This is a genomic window from Flavobacterium terrae, assembly GCF_900142035.1.
Lineage (GTDB): Bacteria > Bacteroidota > Bacteroidia > Flavobacteriales > Flavobacteriaceae > Flavobacterium > Flavobacterium terrae.
Map to the genome: position 1 here is coordinate 505,288 of NZ_FQZI01000002.1, position 15,621 is coordinate 520,908.

Below are 15,621 nucleotides of genomic sequence, written 5' to 3' on the forward strand. Positions count from 1 at the left end.
TTATATTTTTACGTTAACATTTAAAATTTAAATACTAACACCTATGAAAAAATTTGGAAGTTTATTTTTGGTTTCTTTATTGAGCGGAGCCACTACTTTAGGGGCTTACAAATTATTTTTTGATAATAGCTCTACTTCATCAAAACTATCTGTATCAGGCGAAAACTATGCTAGAAATGTAAGTTTAGGTGCCGAAGGCGTTGACTTTACAACTGCTGCAGATAATGCAATTCACACTGTAGTGCATGTTAAAAACAAAACGGTTTACAATATCCCTAGCAATCCATTAATGGAATTCTTTTATGGATATCAAGGAGAAGGAAGACAGCAAACACAAGTAGGAACCGGTTCTGGCGTAATTATAAGTGAAGACGGATATATTGTAACTAACAATCACGTAGTAAAAGACGCTACTGAACTAGAAGTTACTTTAAATAATAACAAAACATACAAAGCCAAGCTTGTAGGTACTGACAGCAAAATGGATATTGCTTTACTTAAAGTAGATGCAGATGCTAAATTGCCTTATGCAACCTTTGGAAATTCAGACAACATTAAAGTTGGCGAATGGGTCCTTGCAGTTGGAAATCCTTACAACTTAACTTCGACTGTTACCGCTGGTATTGTTTCGGCAAAAGCAAGAGATTTAAGCAATCAAGGGATTCAATCATTTATCCAAACTGATGCAGCTGTAAACCCAGGAAACAGTGGTGGTGCACTTGTAAATACTCGTGGTGAGCTAGTAGGTATCAACACAATGATTTCATCTCCTACTGGAAGTTATACAGGTTATTCGTTTGCGGTACCTTCTAACCTTACTCGTAAAATTGTTGAGGATTTAATGGAATATGGAAATGTACAACGAGGCGTATTAGGAATTGAAGGTAGAGAATTAAATACTGCTGCTGCTAACGAATTTGGCGTGAAAGAAACCACTGGAGTATTAATTGGCAAAATATCTAAAAACACTGGTGCCGAAAAAGCGGGTCTTAAAAAAGGAGATATCATTAATAAAATTGACGATAAAGGCATTATCACTTTTGCTGATTTGACTTCATACATTAATACTAAAAGACCTAATGATGATGTAAAAGTTGGATTTTTAAGAGATGGAAAATTAATGAGTACTACTGTTAAATTAACAAAAAAGGAACTTATTAATTATGATTTAAAAGGTTTAGAATTAGAAGATATTGATGCTGCTGATAAGAAAAACTTTAGAGTAAACTACGGTGTAAAAATAAAAGACATCACCAATGACGAATTAGTAGAATACGCTGATCAATTAAAAGGCGGAATTATTTTGAGTGTTGACAATGTAAAAGCAACAGACATAGAAACTATCACAAGAGTGCTTTCTAAAAAAGGTGAAAATCAACGCTCTCAAATAGAATTACTAACAAATAACGGTCAAATACTACGTTTCTTACTATAAGAAAAAAATGCAAAAACAAGTAAAAAGCCAATCGGAATCGATTGGCTTTTTTAATTATAAAATGTTTCAAATGATTTTAAAAGATACTATTCTTTAATGAATTTTATGTTTTCTAAACCTTTATTTGATCGAATTTGTAAAAAATAAAACCCTTTAGAAAGATTTTGTATATCAATTTTATTATTTTGAATATCATTTACAACCATAACATTTCTTCCGTTACTATCAAAAATTTGGGCTTTAGCTATGTTCATATTTTCTGAATTTTTGACAAAAATGAATTCTGAAGATGGATTAGGATAAATTTTTAATTTATCTTGAATCATAAAACCCTCTGTACTTAGGGTACCGTTAATTATAAAATCTGTCCAAACAGGTGTAGCCTGATAAAGTGATTCTGTTCCAGATGGCACATGCAAAACCACCACAGATGTATTTACATTATTAAAAACAGAAGCATTAATGGGTAGAGGCGTAGCCCAACTAACTGTTACAGATGCGAGAGAAGTACAATTTTCAAAAGCACCATCAAAGATGTTTACAACCGAATTTGGTATAATTACGTTGGTAAGTTCAGTACAATTACCAAAAGCTCCATAACCAATAACTGTTACCAAATTAGGAATAACCACCGATGTTAAGCTAGAACAATTACCAAACACTCCGTTTTCAATAGCTGTCAATGAATTTGAAATTGTGACTGTAGTAAGTCCAGCACAACTATTAAACGCTCCGCCTTGCATTGTCGTTACAGAATCGGGAATAATCAGAGAAGTTAGTCCAACACAACCTCTAAAAGAATCATAACCTAGAGTTGTTAGCGAGTTAGGCATTGTAATAGAAGTTAATCCAGCACAATCCCTAAAAGCATCAAATTCAATAACTGTAATTGAGTTTGGAATAGTCACTGAAATTAAGCCACTACAGTATGCAAACGTTGCTGGATTAATAATTGTAACTCCGTTAGGAATATTGACCGAAGTCAAACCAGAACAGTTTTGAAATGCATAACTTCCTATTGTTGTTACAGAATTTGGAATAGCAGCGGAAAGTAAATTTGAACAATATTGAAAAGCCCTTTCATTAATAGTTGTAATAGAACCAGGAATTGTTACAGAAGTAAGAGCATAACATCTAGAAAATGTAGATTTTGCAATAACAGTCATCGAATTAGGAATTGCAACTGATGTTAAACTGGTACAAAATTCAAATGCTGCTTCTCCTATAGACACTACTGAGTTTGGAATTGTTATTGATACTAAATTTGAGCATTCATAAAATGAATAGTCCCCTATAGTTGTTACCGAGTTTGGAATTACCATACTTGTTATACCATCACAATCCATAAAAGCCTCTTTTCCAATAGTTATTACAGAGCTTGGAATTATTACTGAGGTGATTCCGCTACAATATCTAAACGCACTCTCCTCTATTATTGTTACAGAACTTGGGATTGACACTGAAATTAGATTTTCGCAACTATAAAATGCATTATCCCCAATAGAAGTCACCTCATAACTTTGCGAATTATAAGGAACAAATTGAGGTATAGTTGCAGCACCAGTAAATCCAGGATTAGTAGCTACTTTTACTTTAAAATTTGAAGCATCTGTAATTGAATAATTAATTCCGTTGTATAAGAAGTTCTGAGCGAAACAAAATGTTGTAAAGCACATCAACAATGATATGAAGTAAAACTTTTTCATGATTTTAGTTTTTTTGTTTATTACTGTATCAAAGTTAGTACCCAAAACCACTCAGGACAATCATCCTTTTAGATGATTTTTATCTTTTTTTTTATTCATTTTTTTGTTTGAATAATCGAAGTGAAAGAAATGGTTTATCTTATAAATTTATGTTTTCTTAAAACCAGGAGGATTATCAATAATTGACGTATTATCTTCTCGATATTTATAGTTCCCTAACACTTCATCAGTTTTATTGGATTTAAGAATAAGACTAGAACTATTACTTCCTGAAAAATATTTTATTTCAAAAAAATAGGTTTTTGGTTCCAATTTAGATTTAGAAATACTTACAACACTCCCCCATAATTTAGTATTGTTGCTTTTTTTACTCCACCATCCCTCTTCACCTTTTTTGGGAGTAATTATAATTTTATTTCCCATTACTGAATATGTTCCTGATTCGTAAACAAATGAAATGTTTTTAGCTTTTGTAAGCCATTGTTTATTTCTAAATATATAAGTTCCATCTTTATAAAAAGTATATTCTTTTCTTAAGTATCCTGATGTATATTGAGGATTCCCATTAAAACTTACTCCACTTGTTTCTAGTATATAATCAGTCCACAACCCAACAATTGAATTTTGATTAGTGTTTACATTGGTATTAGGCTTAGTTATTACATTATCAACTTTTTTTATTTCCAACGAATTAAGAAATGAAATCAAATCGTCTTGATACTTTTTTGAATTGGTCATTAAAACCACACTTACCTTTTGCCCACCTCCTGCTGCTGTAAGCAAGGTTGCCAGTCCTTTGTTGTTACCATCAGTATAATTAGCTGAGCCAGAAATAATATCCCATCCATTTTTATTTGTTTTAGGTTTTTTTATAGGCTTACCATCAATTTTTACTGTACCCTCTAATAATTTTTCCCATTCATTATCAAAACTCTCAAGAACCGATTCATTAGATAGGGTTGCTTTTGTAATTACTACTAATGCGTAAGTCCCATCATTTTTATCAGACGTAGACAATTGGATTCCACCTTCGTTTTGCGACTGATTCCATTCTTTAGGCAATGTAAAAGAAACAACATCATAAGTCTTTTTTTGACCATACAGACTAGTTCCCATTACAATTAAAATCAGCAGAAAGTTTTTAAAATTTTTCATATATTTTTCAATCTTTAACCTTTTTATCACTAAAAAAATTTTCTCAAAAGAATACTCTTAAAAGTTAGCTTTCAATTTTTCTCAATAAATTTTCGATAGCTTTCATAACCTCATCGTTTTATGATTTACCAAAAATAATAGGACTTTCAATAGAGGTCAATCATCTATTTAGATGATTTTTAATAAATTCAAATATTACTTTACTTATTGTAATGAAATCATACAAAACCTTAAAAACCAACCCTATTTTGATTAGTTTATTTTATCAAAAAAATATCTAAAATAATTTTACGAAAACGTTTGAAATTGATACTTTTGCGCCAATAAAAAACATAAACTCTTTTATAACAATGAGCAACAACACAACGGTTTACGAGAAAGAAATAGCTTTTCAGGCTGATAGAAGAAGAGCTGCTGTTGAATTTATTAAAATCATCAGTGATTTGTGGTATGACAAGTCAATAGAGCTAGTTCTTTTTAGAAATCAATTAATCGACAGAAACGTAAGCGACATTATTAACTTACATGAATATGCAGGGGAATTTGTTCAAAAACCAATTAATGTTTTTGATTCAGTTGAAATTGCTCGCGCTATCAACAAATTAGACTTACCTCCTTCAAGACTTGATATTGGAAAATTAACTTACGAATATCATTTAGAAGACAATAAATACAACGATGCTATGGCATTTGTTGTTGACAAATTAAAAAATGCTAAAGAAACTTCTGAAATCAAACCTAAAGATGTTGTTTTATATGGTTTTGGACGTATTGGTCGTTTGTTAGCTCGTGAAATGTCATCTAAAGTTGGAAAAGGACAACAATTACGTTTACGTGCCATTGTAACTCGTGATAAAAACGATGCTGTTTTATTAGAAAAACGTGCTTCATTATTACGTTATGATTCGGTACATGGTGATTTTGAGGGTTCTGTTCAAGCAGATCCAGAAAACAATGCTTTAATTATTAATGGTGCTACTGTACACATCATCACAGCAAACTCTCCAGAAGAAATTGATTATACAACTTACGGAATCAACGACGCTTTAGTTATTGATAATACAGGCGCATTTACTACTGAAGAAGCTTTAGCAAGACATTTAACTTCTAAAGGAGTTGAAAAAGTATTATTAACTGCTCCTGGAAAAGGTGTTCCAAATATCGTTTACGGTGTAAACCATGAAGATTATAATCCCGAAGAAGTAAAAATTTGGTCAGCGGCTTCATGTACTACAAATGCAATTACTCCAATACTAAAAGTAGTTGAAGATACATTAGGCGTTGTAAAAGGTCATATCGAAACTATTCACGCGTATACAAACGACCAAAACTTGGTTGACAACATGCACAAAAAATACCGTCGTGGACGTTCTGCTGCCTTAAACATGGTAATTACTGAAACTGGTGCTGGAAGCGCTGTTGCAAAAGCATTACCAAGCTTAGCTGGAAAATTAACTTCAAACGCTATTCGTGTACCTGTTCCTAATGGATCATTAGTTGTTTTAAATCTTGAAGTTGGAAAAGAAACTTCTGTAGCAGATTTAAACAACATTATGAAAAAATATGCTTTAGAAGGTGCTTTAGTAGAGCAAATTAAATATTCATTAAACAATGAATTAGTTTCTTCTGATATCGTAGGAACTGCACAACCATCTATTTATGACAGTAATGCTACATTAGTTTCTGGAGATGGTAAAAACATTGTTTTATACGTTTGGTATGATAACGAATATGGTTATAGCCACCAAGTTATTCGTTTAGCAAAATATATCGCAAAGGTTAGACGTTATACTTATTATTAGTAGGTTAGAATTAATTGAATAACAAAAATCCGCTTCAAAAAAACGAAGCGGATTTTTTATTTCTCACATTTTTTTTTATCTTTCTTACAAATTAAAACACTAATCTATTTATTATGGGAAAATTTGTAATTTCTAAAAGAGCTAATGGCGAGTTCCAATTTAACTTAAAAGCGGGTAACGGACAAGTAATTCTAACTAGCGAAGGATATACTGCAAAAGCTGGTTGTGAAAACGGTATCGAATCTGTTAAAAAAAATTCACAAGATGAATCAAATTTTGACAAAAAAACTGCTGCAAATGGTAAAGCTTATTTCAATTTAAAAGCTGGGAACGGACAAATCATTGGTTCTAGCCAAATGTACGAAAGCGAGCAAGGAAGAGACAATGGTGTTAGCTCTGTAATGGAAAATGCTCCAAGCGCAACAATAGAAGACGAAACAGTTTAAAATAAATTCACAAAATCCGTTTCAAAAGAAACGGATTTTTTTTAAACTTTCAGTATGCTAAACTACAGCAAGAAATACCAAACTATTGACGAATATATTTCCGACTTCTCAAATGATGTCTCTACAATTTTATCTACTATTAGAACCAAGATAACCGAGGTAGCTCCTACTGCATCAGAATGTATCAGTTATAACATGCCTGCTTTTAAATTGAAAAAAGTTTTGGTGTACTTTGCAGCATTTAAAAATCATATTGGATTTTACGCCTTACCTTCGGGTAATCTAGCATTTCAGGAAGAACTTAAAAATTACAAAACAGGCAAAGGATCTATCCAATTTCCATTATCTCAACCCATACCCTATGATTTAATTCAAAAGATTGTTGAATTTAGAATTAAAGAAGTTTCTGAAAAATCCTAAAAATGAATTTACAACCACAATTAGAAAACGAGTTAGTTGTTTTGCAACCACTATCTATAAACGATTTTGAAGAATTATACGAGGTCGCTAGTGACCCATTTGTTTGGGAGCAACATCCCAATAAAGACCGATATAAAAGAGAAGTATTTCAGAACTTTTTTGACGGCGCTATGCAATCGAAAGGCGCTTTTAAAATAATTGACAAAACTACTAGCAAAACTATTGGAAGCAGTCGTTTTTATGATTTAGACATGAACAACAAATCAGTTTTAATTGGCTATACTTTTTACGGAAGAAATTACTGGGGAACTTTATACAATCCCAGTGTAAAAAAACTCATGATGGATTATGCTTTTCAATTTGTGGATACTATATACTTTCACATTGGCGCCAACAATATTCGTTCTCAAAAAGCAATAGAAAGATTAGGCGCTATAAAAGTTCGCGAAATTGAAGTTGCCTATCACGGTGAACCCGAAAAGCTAAATTTTGAATATGCTATCAGTAAAAAAGATTGGAAATAACTAAACTAAAAAACTATGTTTTTAAAATACCAAGCCTTGATTCTACTAACAGTAGTAGCTTCACAATGTGAAAACAAAAATTTAATTAAAGATTGTCCTGAGGAAAAAATTATCAATACAATGCCAACAGTTGGTGATTTTAATCAACCCAAAGAATATTATATATACAAAGGGGAACGAAAAGAAATTAATGAATTTGACGCAACTTGGATTTCAGAAAACTGTAAAGTTCCAGTAACCGAAGTTCACTAATTTAAAACTCTGTTCACTTGAACAAAACGTCGTGAATAATAAGGTTCATTGACTGATGAAATGATAACACCAGAGCTTGTAGAAGAATGTATAAATTTAATATCATCCTCTGAAACCTCTGTAATCATACCTACATGGCTTACACCACTTCCGCGAGTTGCAAAGAAAATTAAATCGCCTTTTTGTGCTTGACTCTTGTCGATTTTAACACCTGCATTTGCTGCCATATCACGAGACGAACGTGGTAATGTCATCTCTATATTTTTGAAAGTTGCAAACATTAAACCAGAACAATCAAAACCACCATTCCCAGTTGCACCACTTCTATACCTTGCTCCTAAATTTTCAGATGCTTTTGCAATCAAAAATTCTGCTTTAGTCATATTTTCTGGTGACAACGAAGTCACTTCTTCTACCTCAGCATTTTCTACAACTGCATCTGATTCTTCATCAGACTCTTCCATTTGTGGTTTTACAGCTGCTATTTCTTCATTTTTTTCAGACTCAACTTTTCCTATGATTTTGAACTGACTTTTAGGCTTCTCAGATTCTTTTGGTTTCTCAACTACTTTTTCTTCATTTGAGATTTTTGGTAACTCTTTTGGTTCCGGTTTAGCAATAGCCAATTGAGTTTTTTCCTCTTTCAAAACAGGAATGTCTTTAACTTCTCCTTTTTTAACAATTAGTTTTACACCAATAGCTAAACCGTTTTTAATTTCTGGATTAAGCTCTTCTAATTGAGCAACTGTTATTCCGTATTTTCTTGAAATTCCGTACTTAGTTTCTTTAGCCTGAACTTCGTGAACAATTTGCGCATTACTTTCGTTCTTAACAACTTCTTTTGGAAGCACAACCTCTTTTACTTTTGGTTTTTCTTCCTTTTTAGCAACAGCAACCTCAGTATTGTTTGCTCCAACAGGAATTGTCAATTTTAAACCTATTTTCAAGCCTTCACTTTCAATTACAGGATTGGCTTGTTTGATCTTATCTATTGAAGTATTGTATTTTTTTGAAAGTCCATACAATGTTTCTTTTGCTGCAACTTCATGGACTATAGTTTCTGGTTGCTTTTCTTCAACTGTATTTTTAGAAGGAATTTGTAAAACCATATTCAACTGAAGCGTTTTTTTAGCTTTAGGATTTAGTGCTAAAATTTCAGCTGGTTTTACATTATATTTTTGAGCAATACTATAAACTGATTCTCCTTTTGACACCGAATGCTGAATTTTTTCCTGAGAAAAAATAATATTAGTAATTGCTAAAAGAGTAAAGAGTAAAAGTTTTTGGAGCTTCATATATATTAAATTTTTACACAGTGAGAAAATACTGCTAAATTTTTAACGTAGCACAAGATAGGAATTTTAAATCTTTGCCTTCTAATTTTTTAACATTTTTTAATAAATACAGAACCAAAAAGTAAGAATTCATTTCTGAAAATGTAGCTTTACAAAATAGCATAATAAACTAAAAATCAATTACTTAATAAAATTAAAAAACAGAAAAGACACAATAATTTGTTAATTACTAACAACTTAACTCATCTACTTTTTAAATTTGATTCAATCAAAAAACAAACGGTCAAATCATGAAAAAATTGTTACTAGTACTAAGCTTTTTATCTATTACCTATTCACACGCACAAAAAGAGCCTCAAAAATTTGAAGAATATATCATCTCAAATGGTGGTGTATTTGGCCTAACTATTTCACCCGATTCTGAAACTGCCCTTTGGGTAAATTCTAAAGGAAAAAGAGATACATTAATCATTATGGAATCTCATAAAAGAAATGGAAAATGGATGAAACCCGTTGTTGCCTCTTTTTCGAGTCCTAACGGAAGCTGGAAAGACATCGACCCTGTTTTTAGTCCGGATGGTAAAATGGTGCTGTTTCAATCCACCAGAAGTGTAGAAAATCATCCCGACCGAAAAGGTTTCGATATTTGGGCGGTTAAAAAACTAAAAAACGGTTGGAGCACACCGTATCATTTAGGAAACACTATTAATACCGACGCCTCCGAATCATTTGCTTCGATGACTAAAAGTGGCAACATTTACTTCATGAAAGACAATGAGACCCAAAAAGGGAATTCGGACATTTGGGTTTCTCGATTAGTGAAAGGCGAATACCAAAAACCTGAAAATTTAGGTAGTCCAATCAATACCGAAGAAAGAGAATCGAATCCTTACATTTCGCCTAACGAAGATTACATCATTTATTTTTCAAGCAATCCAAAAGGGCATGGTGAAATCGATTTCTACATTAGTTTCAATAACAAAGGCAAATGGAGCGAACCCATAAATTTAGGAAAACCGATTAACTCTGAATTGGCTGAGTTTTGTCCGTTTGTGCACCAAAAAGAAAAGAAACTTTATTTTGCGCGTCAGAAGAAATTGGAAAATGGAAAGATGACTGAAGATTTTTATTCTGTAGATTTTGATGTGAAGAAATATAAAAAGTAATGATTGAAAAAAGATTGCAGCTTACTTTATTTGTTCCTAATCCTTTTTTAGAAACAATAGAAAAAGTACGGGCCAAATTTAATCCTGAACAACATCAGCTTATAGATGCTCACGTTACTTTATGTCGTGAAGATGAGATAACCGATATTGAAAATGTAATCCATAATCTTAAACGTCAAAACTTAGAACATTTATCAATACACTTTGGTAAAGTAATCCGATTTTCTGAAGGAAAAGGTGTTTTACTACCTGCAATTAATTCAGATGAATCATTCAAAAAATTAAGACAGCAAATTATTGAAAGTCCAAGAAATCACGAAGCACATATCACCTTGATGCATCCAAGAAATTCAAGATGCACAGATGAAATTTTTAGTCAAATTGAAAATCATGAGTTTCCTGAAACAATTACTTTCAATGAAATTTGTCTAATAGAACAAGAAATAGGACAACAATGGAAAGTTTTACAAAGGTTTCCATTAAAATAAAAAACTCCTGCAAAAAGCAGGAGTTTTTTTGTCACTCCGACGAAAGGAGGAGTCTCATAATATACATCATGAGATTTAGCTCCGCTGAACTCATGTTTCTCCCTTTGGTCGAAATGACAAGATTGCGACCTTTTCAGGCGCTTCTTGTATATAATTCATTACGCTTTACCGGCAGCAATTAGGTTTAATGCAGAACCAGCCACAAACCAGCCAATCTGGCTTTCGTTATACGTATGATTTGCTAGAATTACATCTTTCGAACCGTCAGCATGGACAAATTCTAAGGTTAATGGTTTTCCTGGTGCAAATTCGGTTAAATCTAAGAAATTGATTGTATCGTCTTCTTGAATTTTATCATAATCGGCTTCGTTAGCAAAAGTCAATGCCAACATTCCTTGCTTTTTCAGGTTGGTTTCGTGGATACGTGCAAACGATTTTACCAATACGGCTTTCACACCCAAGAAACGAGGCTCCATGGCCGCATGTTCACGCGAAGAACCTTCACCGTAGTTTTGATCACCTACAACAATTGAAGGCACACCAGCCGCTTTATACGCTCTTTGTACTTTTGGCACCTCATCATAAGCACCTGTCAATTGGTTTTTTACCGAATTCGCTTTGTTATTGAAGGCATTTTCGGCACCAATCAACATATTATTGGAAATATTATCCAAATGCCCACGGTAACGCAACCACGGTCCCGCCATCGAAATATGATCGGTGGTACATTTACCAAAGGCTTTAATCAACAACTTCGCTCCGGTAATATTCTTACCATCCCAAGGCTCAAATGGTGCTAGTAATTGCAAACGATCCGATGTAGGTGAAACGATTACCTCAACCGATGAACCATCAGCTGCCGGCGGTTGAAAACCGGGATCTTCCACTTCGAAACCTTTGGTTGGCAATTCATCACCATGAGGCGGATTTAATTTTACTTCCTGACCGCTATCACTCAATAAGGTATCTGTCAATGGGTTAAAATCCAAACGTCCCGAAATTGCAATGGCTGCTACCATTTCTGGTGACGTTACAAACGCATGGGTATTGGGATTCCCGTCGGCTCTTTTCGAGAAATTACGGTTGAAAGAGTGAATAATCGTATTTTTTTCTTGCTTGTCTGCTCCTGCTCTATCCCACTGCCCGATACACGGTCCGCAGGCATTGGTAAACACTTTGGTTCCCATTTTTTCGAACGTTGCGATAATACCGTCTCTTTCGATGGTATAACGAATTTGTTCAGAACCCGGATTGATCCCGAATTCTGCTTTTGGCGTGATACCATATGCTACAGCTTGCTCCACGATAGAAGCGGCTCTCGACATATCTTCGTACGACGAGTTGGTACACGAACCAATTAATCCCCACTCTACTTTGATGGGCCAACCGTTCGCTTCGGCTTCGGCTTTCATTTTAGAAACTGGCGTTCCGCGGTCTGGTGTGAATGGTCCGTTAATATGCGGTTCTAGCTCTGATAAGTTGATTTCAATTAATTGATCGAAATACTGCGCCGGATTGGCATATACCTCAGCATCGGCGGTTAAATACGAAGCTACTTTATCGGCAGCATTTACAACGTCTTGACGACCGGTTGCTGCTAAATATCTTCTCATGGAATCGTCGTAACCGAAAGTTGATGTGGTCGCACCAATTTCGGCACCCATGTTACAGATTGTTCCTTTTCCAGTACACGACATCGACTCGGCACCTTCACCAAAATATTCAACAATGGCTCCTGTTCCTCCTTTTACCGTTAGAATATCCGCTACTTTTAAAATCACATCTTTAGGCGCTGTCCAACCGTTCAATTTTCCGGTTAACTTCACACCAATCAGTTTCGGGAATTTCAACTCCCATGACATGCCCGACATGACATCTACCGCATCGGCACCACCCACACCAATGGCTAGCATTCCCAATCCACCGGCATTCACCGTATGCGAATCGGTTCCAATCATCATTCCTCCTGGAAAAGCGTAATTTTCCAATACGATTTGGTGGATAATTCCCGAGCCTGGTTTCCAGAACCCAATGCCGTATTTATTAGACACCGACGACAAGAAATCGAACACTTCTTTGGATTGTTTGTTGGCAAACGCCAAATCCTCTGCAGCACCGTTTTTTGCTTGAATTAAGTGATCGCAATGCACTGTGGTAGGCACAGCCACGGTCTTTTTACCCGCATGCATGAATTGCAGCAATGCCATTTGCGCCGTAGCATCTTGGCATGCTACACGATCTGGAGCAAAATCGACATAGTCTTTACCTCTTGTGAAAGCTTGAGAAGGCGTTCCTTCCCAAAGGTGGGAATATAAAATCTTTTCAGAAAGCGTGAGCGGACGCCCTACCAGTTCACGTGCTTTATCCACACGAGAAGCCATAGTAGCGTACACTTTTTCAATCATTTCAATATCAAAAGCCATAATTCTAAGTTTTTATTTTTTGTTGTTTGTTTATAACCCTACAAGTTACAAAAAATTACATTGGAATTAAAAAAAAGCCCGAGTTATTAACTCGGGCTTTGGTGTTATGGTTTTGAAAAATGATTGATAAGAATAGACTCTCAAAGTCAGGAGACTTTGCGTAGCGGGTTTTTGACACTTTATATCATTAAGATTAGCTTTGTAAATCACTCAAGCAGTAAGTAATTATCACAAAGAAACCATCAAGCCTAGTTTTTTTACTGCATATTAATATCTCTATAACTTTTTAACCAGTTTTCAAAATAGATTAAATCTGCTCTACCAATTATTGAATATGACAACCATTCATTATCTAGTTGACTAAATTTAATTTGCTTCTTTGATTTTTTTTCAATTAAGCTATTTAAATCATTAAGAGCTTCAATCCTATTTTCAAACCTCATTGATTTTGTCACTATTGTTGCAATCTCGTCATTTGTTATCTCCTCTTTTAGATAATCCCTTGACTTATTAATTGTCTCAAAAATCAAAGAACTTCTTAATATATGAGATAAAAAATTTAGCCAGTTTATATGATATGAATTAGATTTTAATTGATGTAAATTATTAAGTAATCTAATTATTACAGTCGCAGCATCAATTATTTTTATTGGTAAAAAAGTCGTAGTTACACAGTATGCACCTGCCTGCATAAATGCATCGGAAAGGAGTTTAACATATCCATAGTTTGGAAAAGTCTCACAAGCAGAGAGAAATACTAGTGGTGCACTAATTTCGTATTTTATAATATCGTTTCCAGTTAAAACTTCATTTTTTTCATTATCAACAATTAAATAAGTTGATAAATCCTTTTTATTAGAAGCTCCATGACAATCAAAAATTAGTAATTCAGGTTTATGCTTTTTTATTGCCTCACTTATCTCTGTGATTGTCGAACATTTTACTGACGAAAAGCCAAGTTTTTCTTTATGACTATCTATTAATTCAAACATTCTATTCATAATAGCATCATCTTTTGACGCACAATGAACAACTAAAGTATTATTAATCAAATCATTTGGTATTTGAAATAATTTTCTCTGCAAATGAACTGCATTATTAACTATAGAATTTAGATTAAATTCTGGTAGTCTACAAACATCGTGTGTAAAACATAAAGGGTGTTCGTCTAAGTACAACCACTCTAAAGGCAAATCAGAAATGGCAAATATCTGTCCATTTCTTTCTTTTATATAATTTTTAGAAATTTGATCTAAAGTAAGATTACTTATTTTTTTTCCAAACTTTTCAATATTTGAAATTGTAGATTCCTTTTTAGGTGTTATTTTTTCTAAATGAGATAATTCCAAATTAATTGACTTTCCAATCTGTGGTAATCGCATTACTGGAGAATATGTGAACATAGAGTGTAAATAGGCTACATTATCTAAATACATTAATCGTTTTAAGTTTTTACTCATAATAAGTTTAATCCCATCTTCGGAGACAGCATTTTTACCTTGTTCTGGGATTAAATGTTGATACATTAAATCCTGTTCAGAATTTAATACAGCTGAAAATTGCTTTTGTTGTTTAGAAAATCGTTTGTCTAATAAATTCTCTGTTTTAGGATAATGATATGGTTGAATAAGAATTAATGTTGGAAAAATTGGCTGAAATGGGTCTGTAGGTTTTACTCCGACATCATTATAGAGTATAGCATAAATGCTATCTATTTTTTGACATTGATTGACTATTTCTTTCGTTCTTTCTTCTGGTAAAGTTACAGTAGTTCCAATCTCACTATTAACTTCTAACCAATAATTACCGATTATCTGATTTAATACAAAATAATTATTCCAAGTTAATATTGCTCCTGGAATATTATTTTCTCTTATAAATGTTCTTTTTGGGTTAATTTGGAGTTGGAAATCCATTCCAGTTAACACATCAGTTCCTTCATAAAATGAATCAAGCTTACTTTTAATTTTCCCAATATCTCTATTTATGATTTCAATAAACTCAGTTGTATTATTAAATAAGTTAATCCGCAAATACTCTTCTGTATTATCAGTTTTTTCTCCAATTATTACATAATAAGAATATTCCATTAGCTCTAAAGTCTTAGCAATAGCAGCATGATTTTTAAGTGTGGAATCAATTATAAAGACTTTTATTAAAGATTGAACCCCAAAACTTTTCGAATAGTTATCTATATTTTTTAATACTACTTCTTTTTCTAAATTAAAGACGTCACCTGGTAAAGTAAATAACTCATAACTTTTTATAGCTTTATACTTGAAACTGAACTCAAAATGCTGTATTGAATTTTCAAGTTGCATTAAATCTATCGGTAAAGTCCTAAGAAGATTAAATGAGTTAACATAAAATTCACTATCAGTATAGTTAGGAGTATTAGATATTACAATATATTGAATAGTAAGTGGAGAGGAAAACTTTAAAAATGAACTAGTTTCTGTCATACTACATGAATTTATTATAAGTTTAAAACACACTTAATTTAAGAATA

The 15,621-nt window shown here is 33.1% G+C and carries 13 protein-coding genes; 8 read left to right on the plus strand and 5 right to left on the minus strand.

Annotated elements, in window-relative coordinates:
- Positions 1 to 43: 43 nt before the first annotated feature.
- Positions 44 to 1,435, plus strand: coding sequence for a S1C family serine protease (locus BUC09_RS06670; protein ID WP_073309906.1), 1,392 nt, complete (start codon positions 44 to 46; stop codon positions 1,433 to 1,435).
- Positions 1,436 to 1,521: 86 nt separating this feature from the next.
- Here the strand turns inward: BUC09_RS06670 and BUC09_RS06675 are convergent, their stop codons facing one another.
- The gene (locus BUC09_RS06675; RefSeq protein ID WP_084127126.1) at positions 1,522 to 3,141 is read right to left on the minus strand and encodes a leucine-rich repeat domain-containing protein; all 1,620 of its coding nucleotides are present in this window, start codon (positions 3,139 to 3,141) and stop codon (positions 1,522 to 1,524) included.
- Between the two features lie 147 nt (positions 3,142 to 3,288).
- A complete protein-coding gene (locus BUC09_RS06680) occupies positions 3,289 to 4,296 on the minus strand; it encodes a hypothetical protein (RefSeq protein WP_073309908.1) in 1,008 nt (335 codons plus the stop codon).
- A gap of 350 nt (positions 4,297 to 4,646) precedes the next feature.
- On the opposite strand from BUC09_RS06680, the gene BUC09_RS06685 reads away from it, so the two are divergent.
- The 5 genes from BUC09_RS06685 (at position 4,647) to BUC09_RS06705 (ending at position 7,740) form a co-directional block, all read left to right on the plus strand.
- Complete coding sequence (locus tag BUC09_RS06685; RefSeq protein ID WP_073309910.1) at positions 4,647 to 6,098, plus strand: glyceraldehyde-3-phosphate dehydrogenase; 1,452 nt, start codon at positions 4,647 to 4,649, stop codon at positions 6,096 to 6,098.
- A 113-nt stretch (positions 6,099 to 6,211) separates the two neighbouring features.
- Positions 6,212 to 6,544, plus strand: a complete 333-nt coding sequence (locus BUC09_RS06690) for a YegP family protein (protein WP_073309911.1) — start codon at positions 6,212 to 6,214, stop codon at positions 6,542 to 6,544.
- Positions 6,545 to 6,598: 54 nt separating this feature from the next.
- A complete protein-coding gene (locus BUC09_RS06695) occupies positions 6,599 to 6,964 on the plus strand; it encodes an iron chaperone (RefSeq protein ID WP_073309913.1) in 366 nt (121 codons plus the stop codon).
- Positions 6,965 to 6,966: 2 nt separating this feature from the next.
- The gene (locus BUC09_RS06700; RefSeq protein ID WP_073309915.1) at positions 6,967 to 7,488 is read left to right on the plus strand and encodes a GNAT family N-acetyltransferase; all 522 of its coding nucleotides are present in this window, start codon (positions 6,967 to 6,969) and stop codon (positions 7,486 to 7,488) included.
- Between the two features lie 15 nt (positions 7,489 to 7,503).
- Positions 7,504 to 7,740, plus strand: a complete 237-nt coding sequence (locus BUC09_RS06705) for a hypothetical protein (RefSeq protein ID WP_073309917.1) — start codon at positions 7,504 to 7,506, stop codon at positions 7,738 to 7,740.
- On the opposite strand, the gene BUC09_RS06710 is transcribed toward BUC09_RS06705, so the two are convergent.
- Entirely contained in the window at positions 7,737 to 9,035 is a 1,299-nt protein-coding gene (locus BUC09_RS06710; protein WP_073309919.1) for a C40 family peptidase, read from the minus strand. The two genes, BUC09_RS06705 and BUC09_RS06710, sit on opposite strands and share 4 nt — an antisense overlap.
- 290 nt (positions 9,036 to 9,325) lie before the next feature.
- On the opposite strand from BUC09_RS06710, the gene BUC09_RS06715 reads away from it, so the two are divergent.
- A complete protein-coding gene (locus BUC09_RS06715; protein WP_073309921.1) occupies positions 9,326 to 10,201 on the plus strand; it encodes a TolB family protein in 876 nt (291 codons plus the stop codon).
- Complete coding sequence (locus BUC09_RS06720; RefSeq protein ID WP_073309923.1) at positions 10,201 to 10,689, plus strand: 2'-5' RNA ligase family protein; 489 nt, start codon at positions 10,201 to 10,203, stop codon at positions 10,687 to 10,689. The genes BUC09_RS06715 and BUC09_RS06720 overlap by 1 nt, the downstream gene beginning before the upstream one ends.
- Positions 10,690 to 10,847: 158 nt before the next feature.
- Here the strand turns inward: BUC09_RS06720 and BUC09_RS06725 are convergent, their stop codons facing one another.
- Together BUC09_RS06725 and BUC09_RS06730 are read right to left on the minus strand one after the other, a co-directional pair.
- On the minus strand, positions 10,848 to 13,112 hold the full coding sequence (locus BUC09_RS06725) for an aconitate hydratase (RefSeq protein WP_073309924.1): 2,265 nt from the start codon (positions 13,110 to 13,112) through the stop codon (positions 10,848 to 10,850).
- Between the two features lie 257 nt (positions 13,113 to 13,369).
- Positions 13,370 to 15,574 (minus strand): CHAT domain-containing protein, encoded by a 2,205-nt coding sequence (locus BUC09_RS06730; protein ID WP_073309927.1) that lies wholly within the window; start codon positions 15,572 to 15,574, stop codon positions 13,370 to 13,372.
- Between the last annotated feature and the right edge of the window lie 47 nt (positions 15,575 to 15,621).

Bases quoted from the DNA above. Each gene is read 5' to 3' on its own strand.
- BUC09_RS06730 (WP_073309927.1), bottom strand. From the start codon at position 15,574: ATGACAGAAACTAGTTCATTTTTAAAGTTTTCCTCTCCACTTACTATT.
- BUC09_RS06725 (WP_073309924.1), bottom strand. From the start codon at position 13,112: ATGGCTTTTGATATTGAAATGATTGAAAAAGTGTACGCTACTATGGCT.
- BUC09_RS06690 (WP_073309911.1), top strand. From the start codon at position 6,212: ATGGGAAAATTTGTAATTTCTAAAAGAGCTAATGGCGAGTTCCAATTT.
- BUC09_RS06680 (WP_073309908.1), bottom strand. From the start codon at position 4,296: ATGAAAAATTTTAAAAACTTTCTGCTGATTTTAATTGTAATGGGAACT.
- BUC09_RS06675 (WP_084127126.1), bottom strand. From the start codon at position 3,141: ATGAAAAAGTTTTACTTCATATCATTGTTGATGTGCTTTACAACATTT.
- BUC09_RS06695 (WP_073309913.1), top strand. From the start codon at position 6,599: ATGCTAAACTACAGCAAGAAATACCAAACTATTGACGAATATATTTCC.
- BUC09_RS06710 (WP_073309919.1), bottom strand. From the start codon at position 9,035: ATGAAGCTCCAAAAACTTTTACTCTTTACTCTTTTAGCAATTACTAAT.
- BUC09_RS06715 (WP_073309921.1), top strand. From the start codon at position 9,326: ATGAAAAAATTGTTACTAGTACTAAGCTTTTTATCTATTACCTATTCA.
- BUC09_RS06685 (WP_073309910.1), top strand. From the start codon at position 4,647: ATGAGCAACAACACAACGGTTTACGAGAAAGAAATAGCTTTTCAGGCT.
- BUC09_RS06705 (WP_073309917.1), top strand. From the start codon at position 7,504: ATGTTTTTAAAATACCAAGCCTTGATTCTACTAACAGTAGTAGCTTCA.
- BUC09_RS06720 (WP_073309923.1), top strand. From the start codon at position 10,201: ATGATTGAAAAAAGATTGCAGCTTACTTTATTTGTTCCTAATCCTTTT.
- BUC09_RS06670 (WP_073309906.1), top strand. From the start codon at position 44: ATGAAAAAATTTGGAAGTTTATTTTTGGTTTCTTTATTGAGCGGAGCC.
- BUC09_RS06700 (WP_073309915.1), top strand. From the start codon at position 6,967: ATGAATTTACAACCACAATTAGAAAACGAGTTAGTTGTTTTGCAACCA.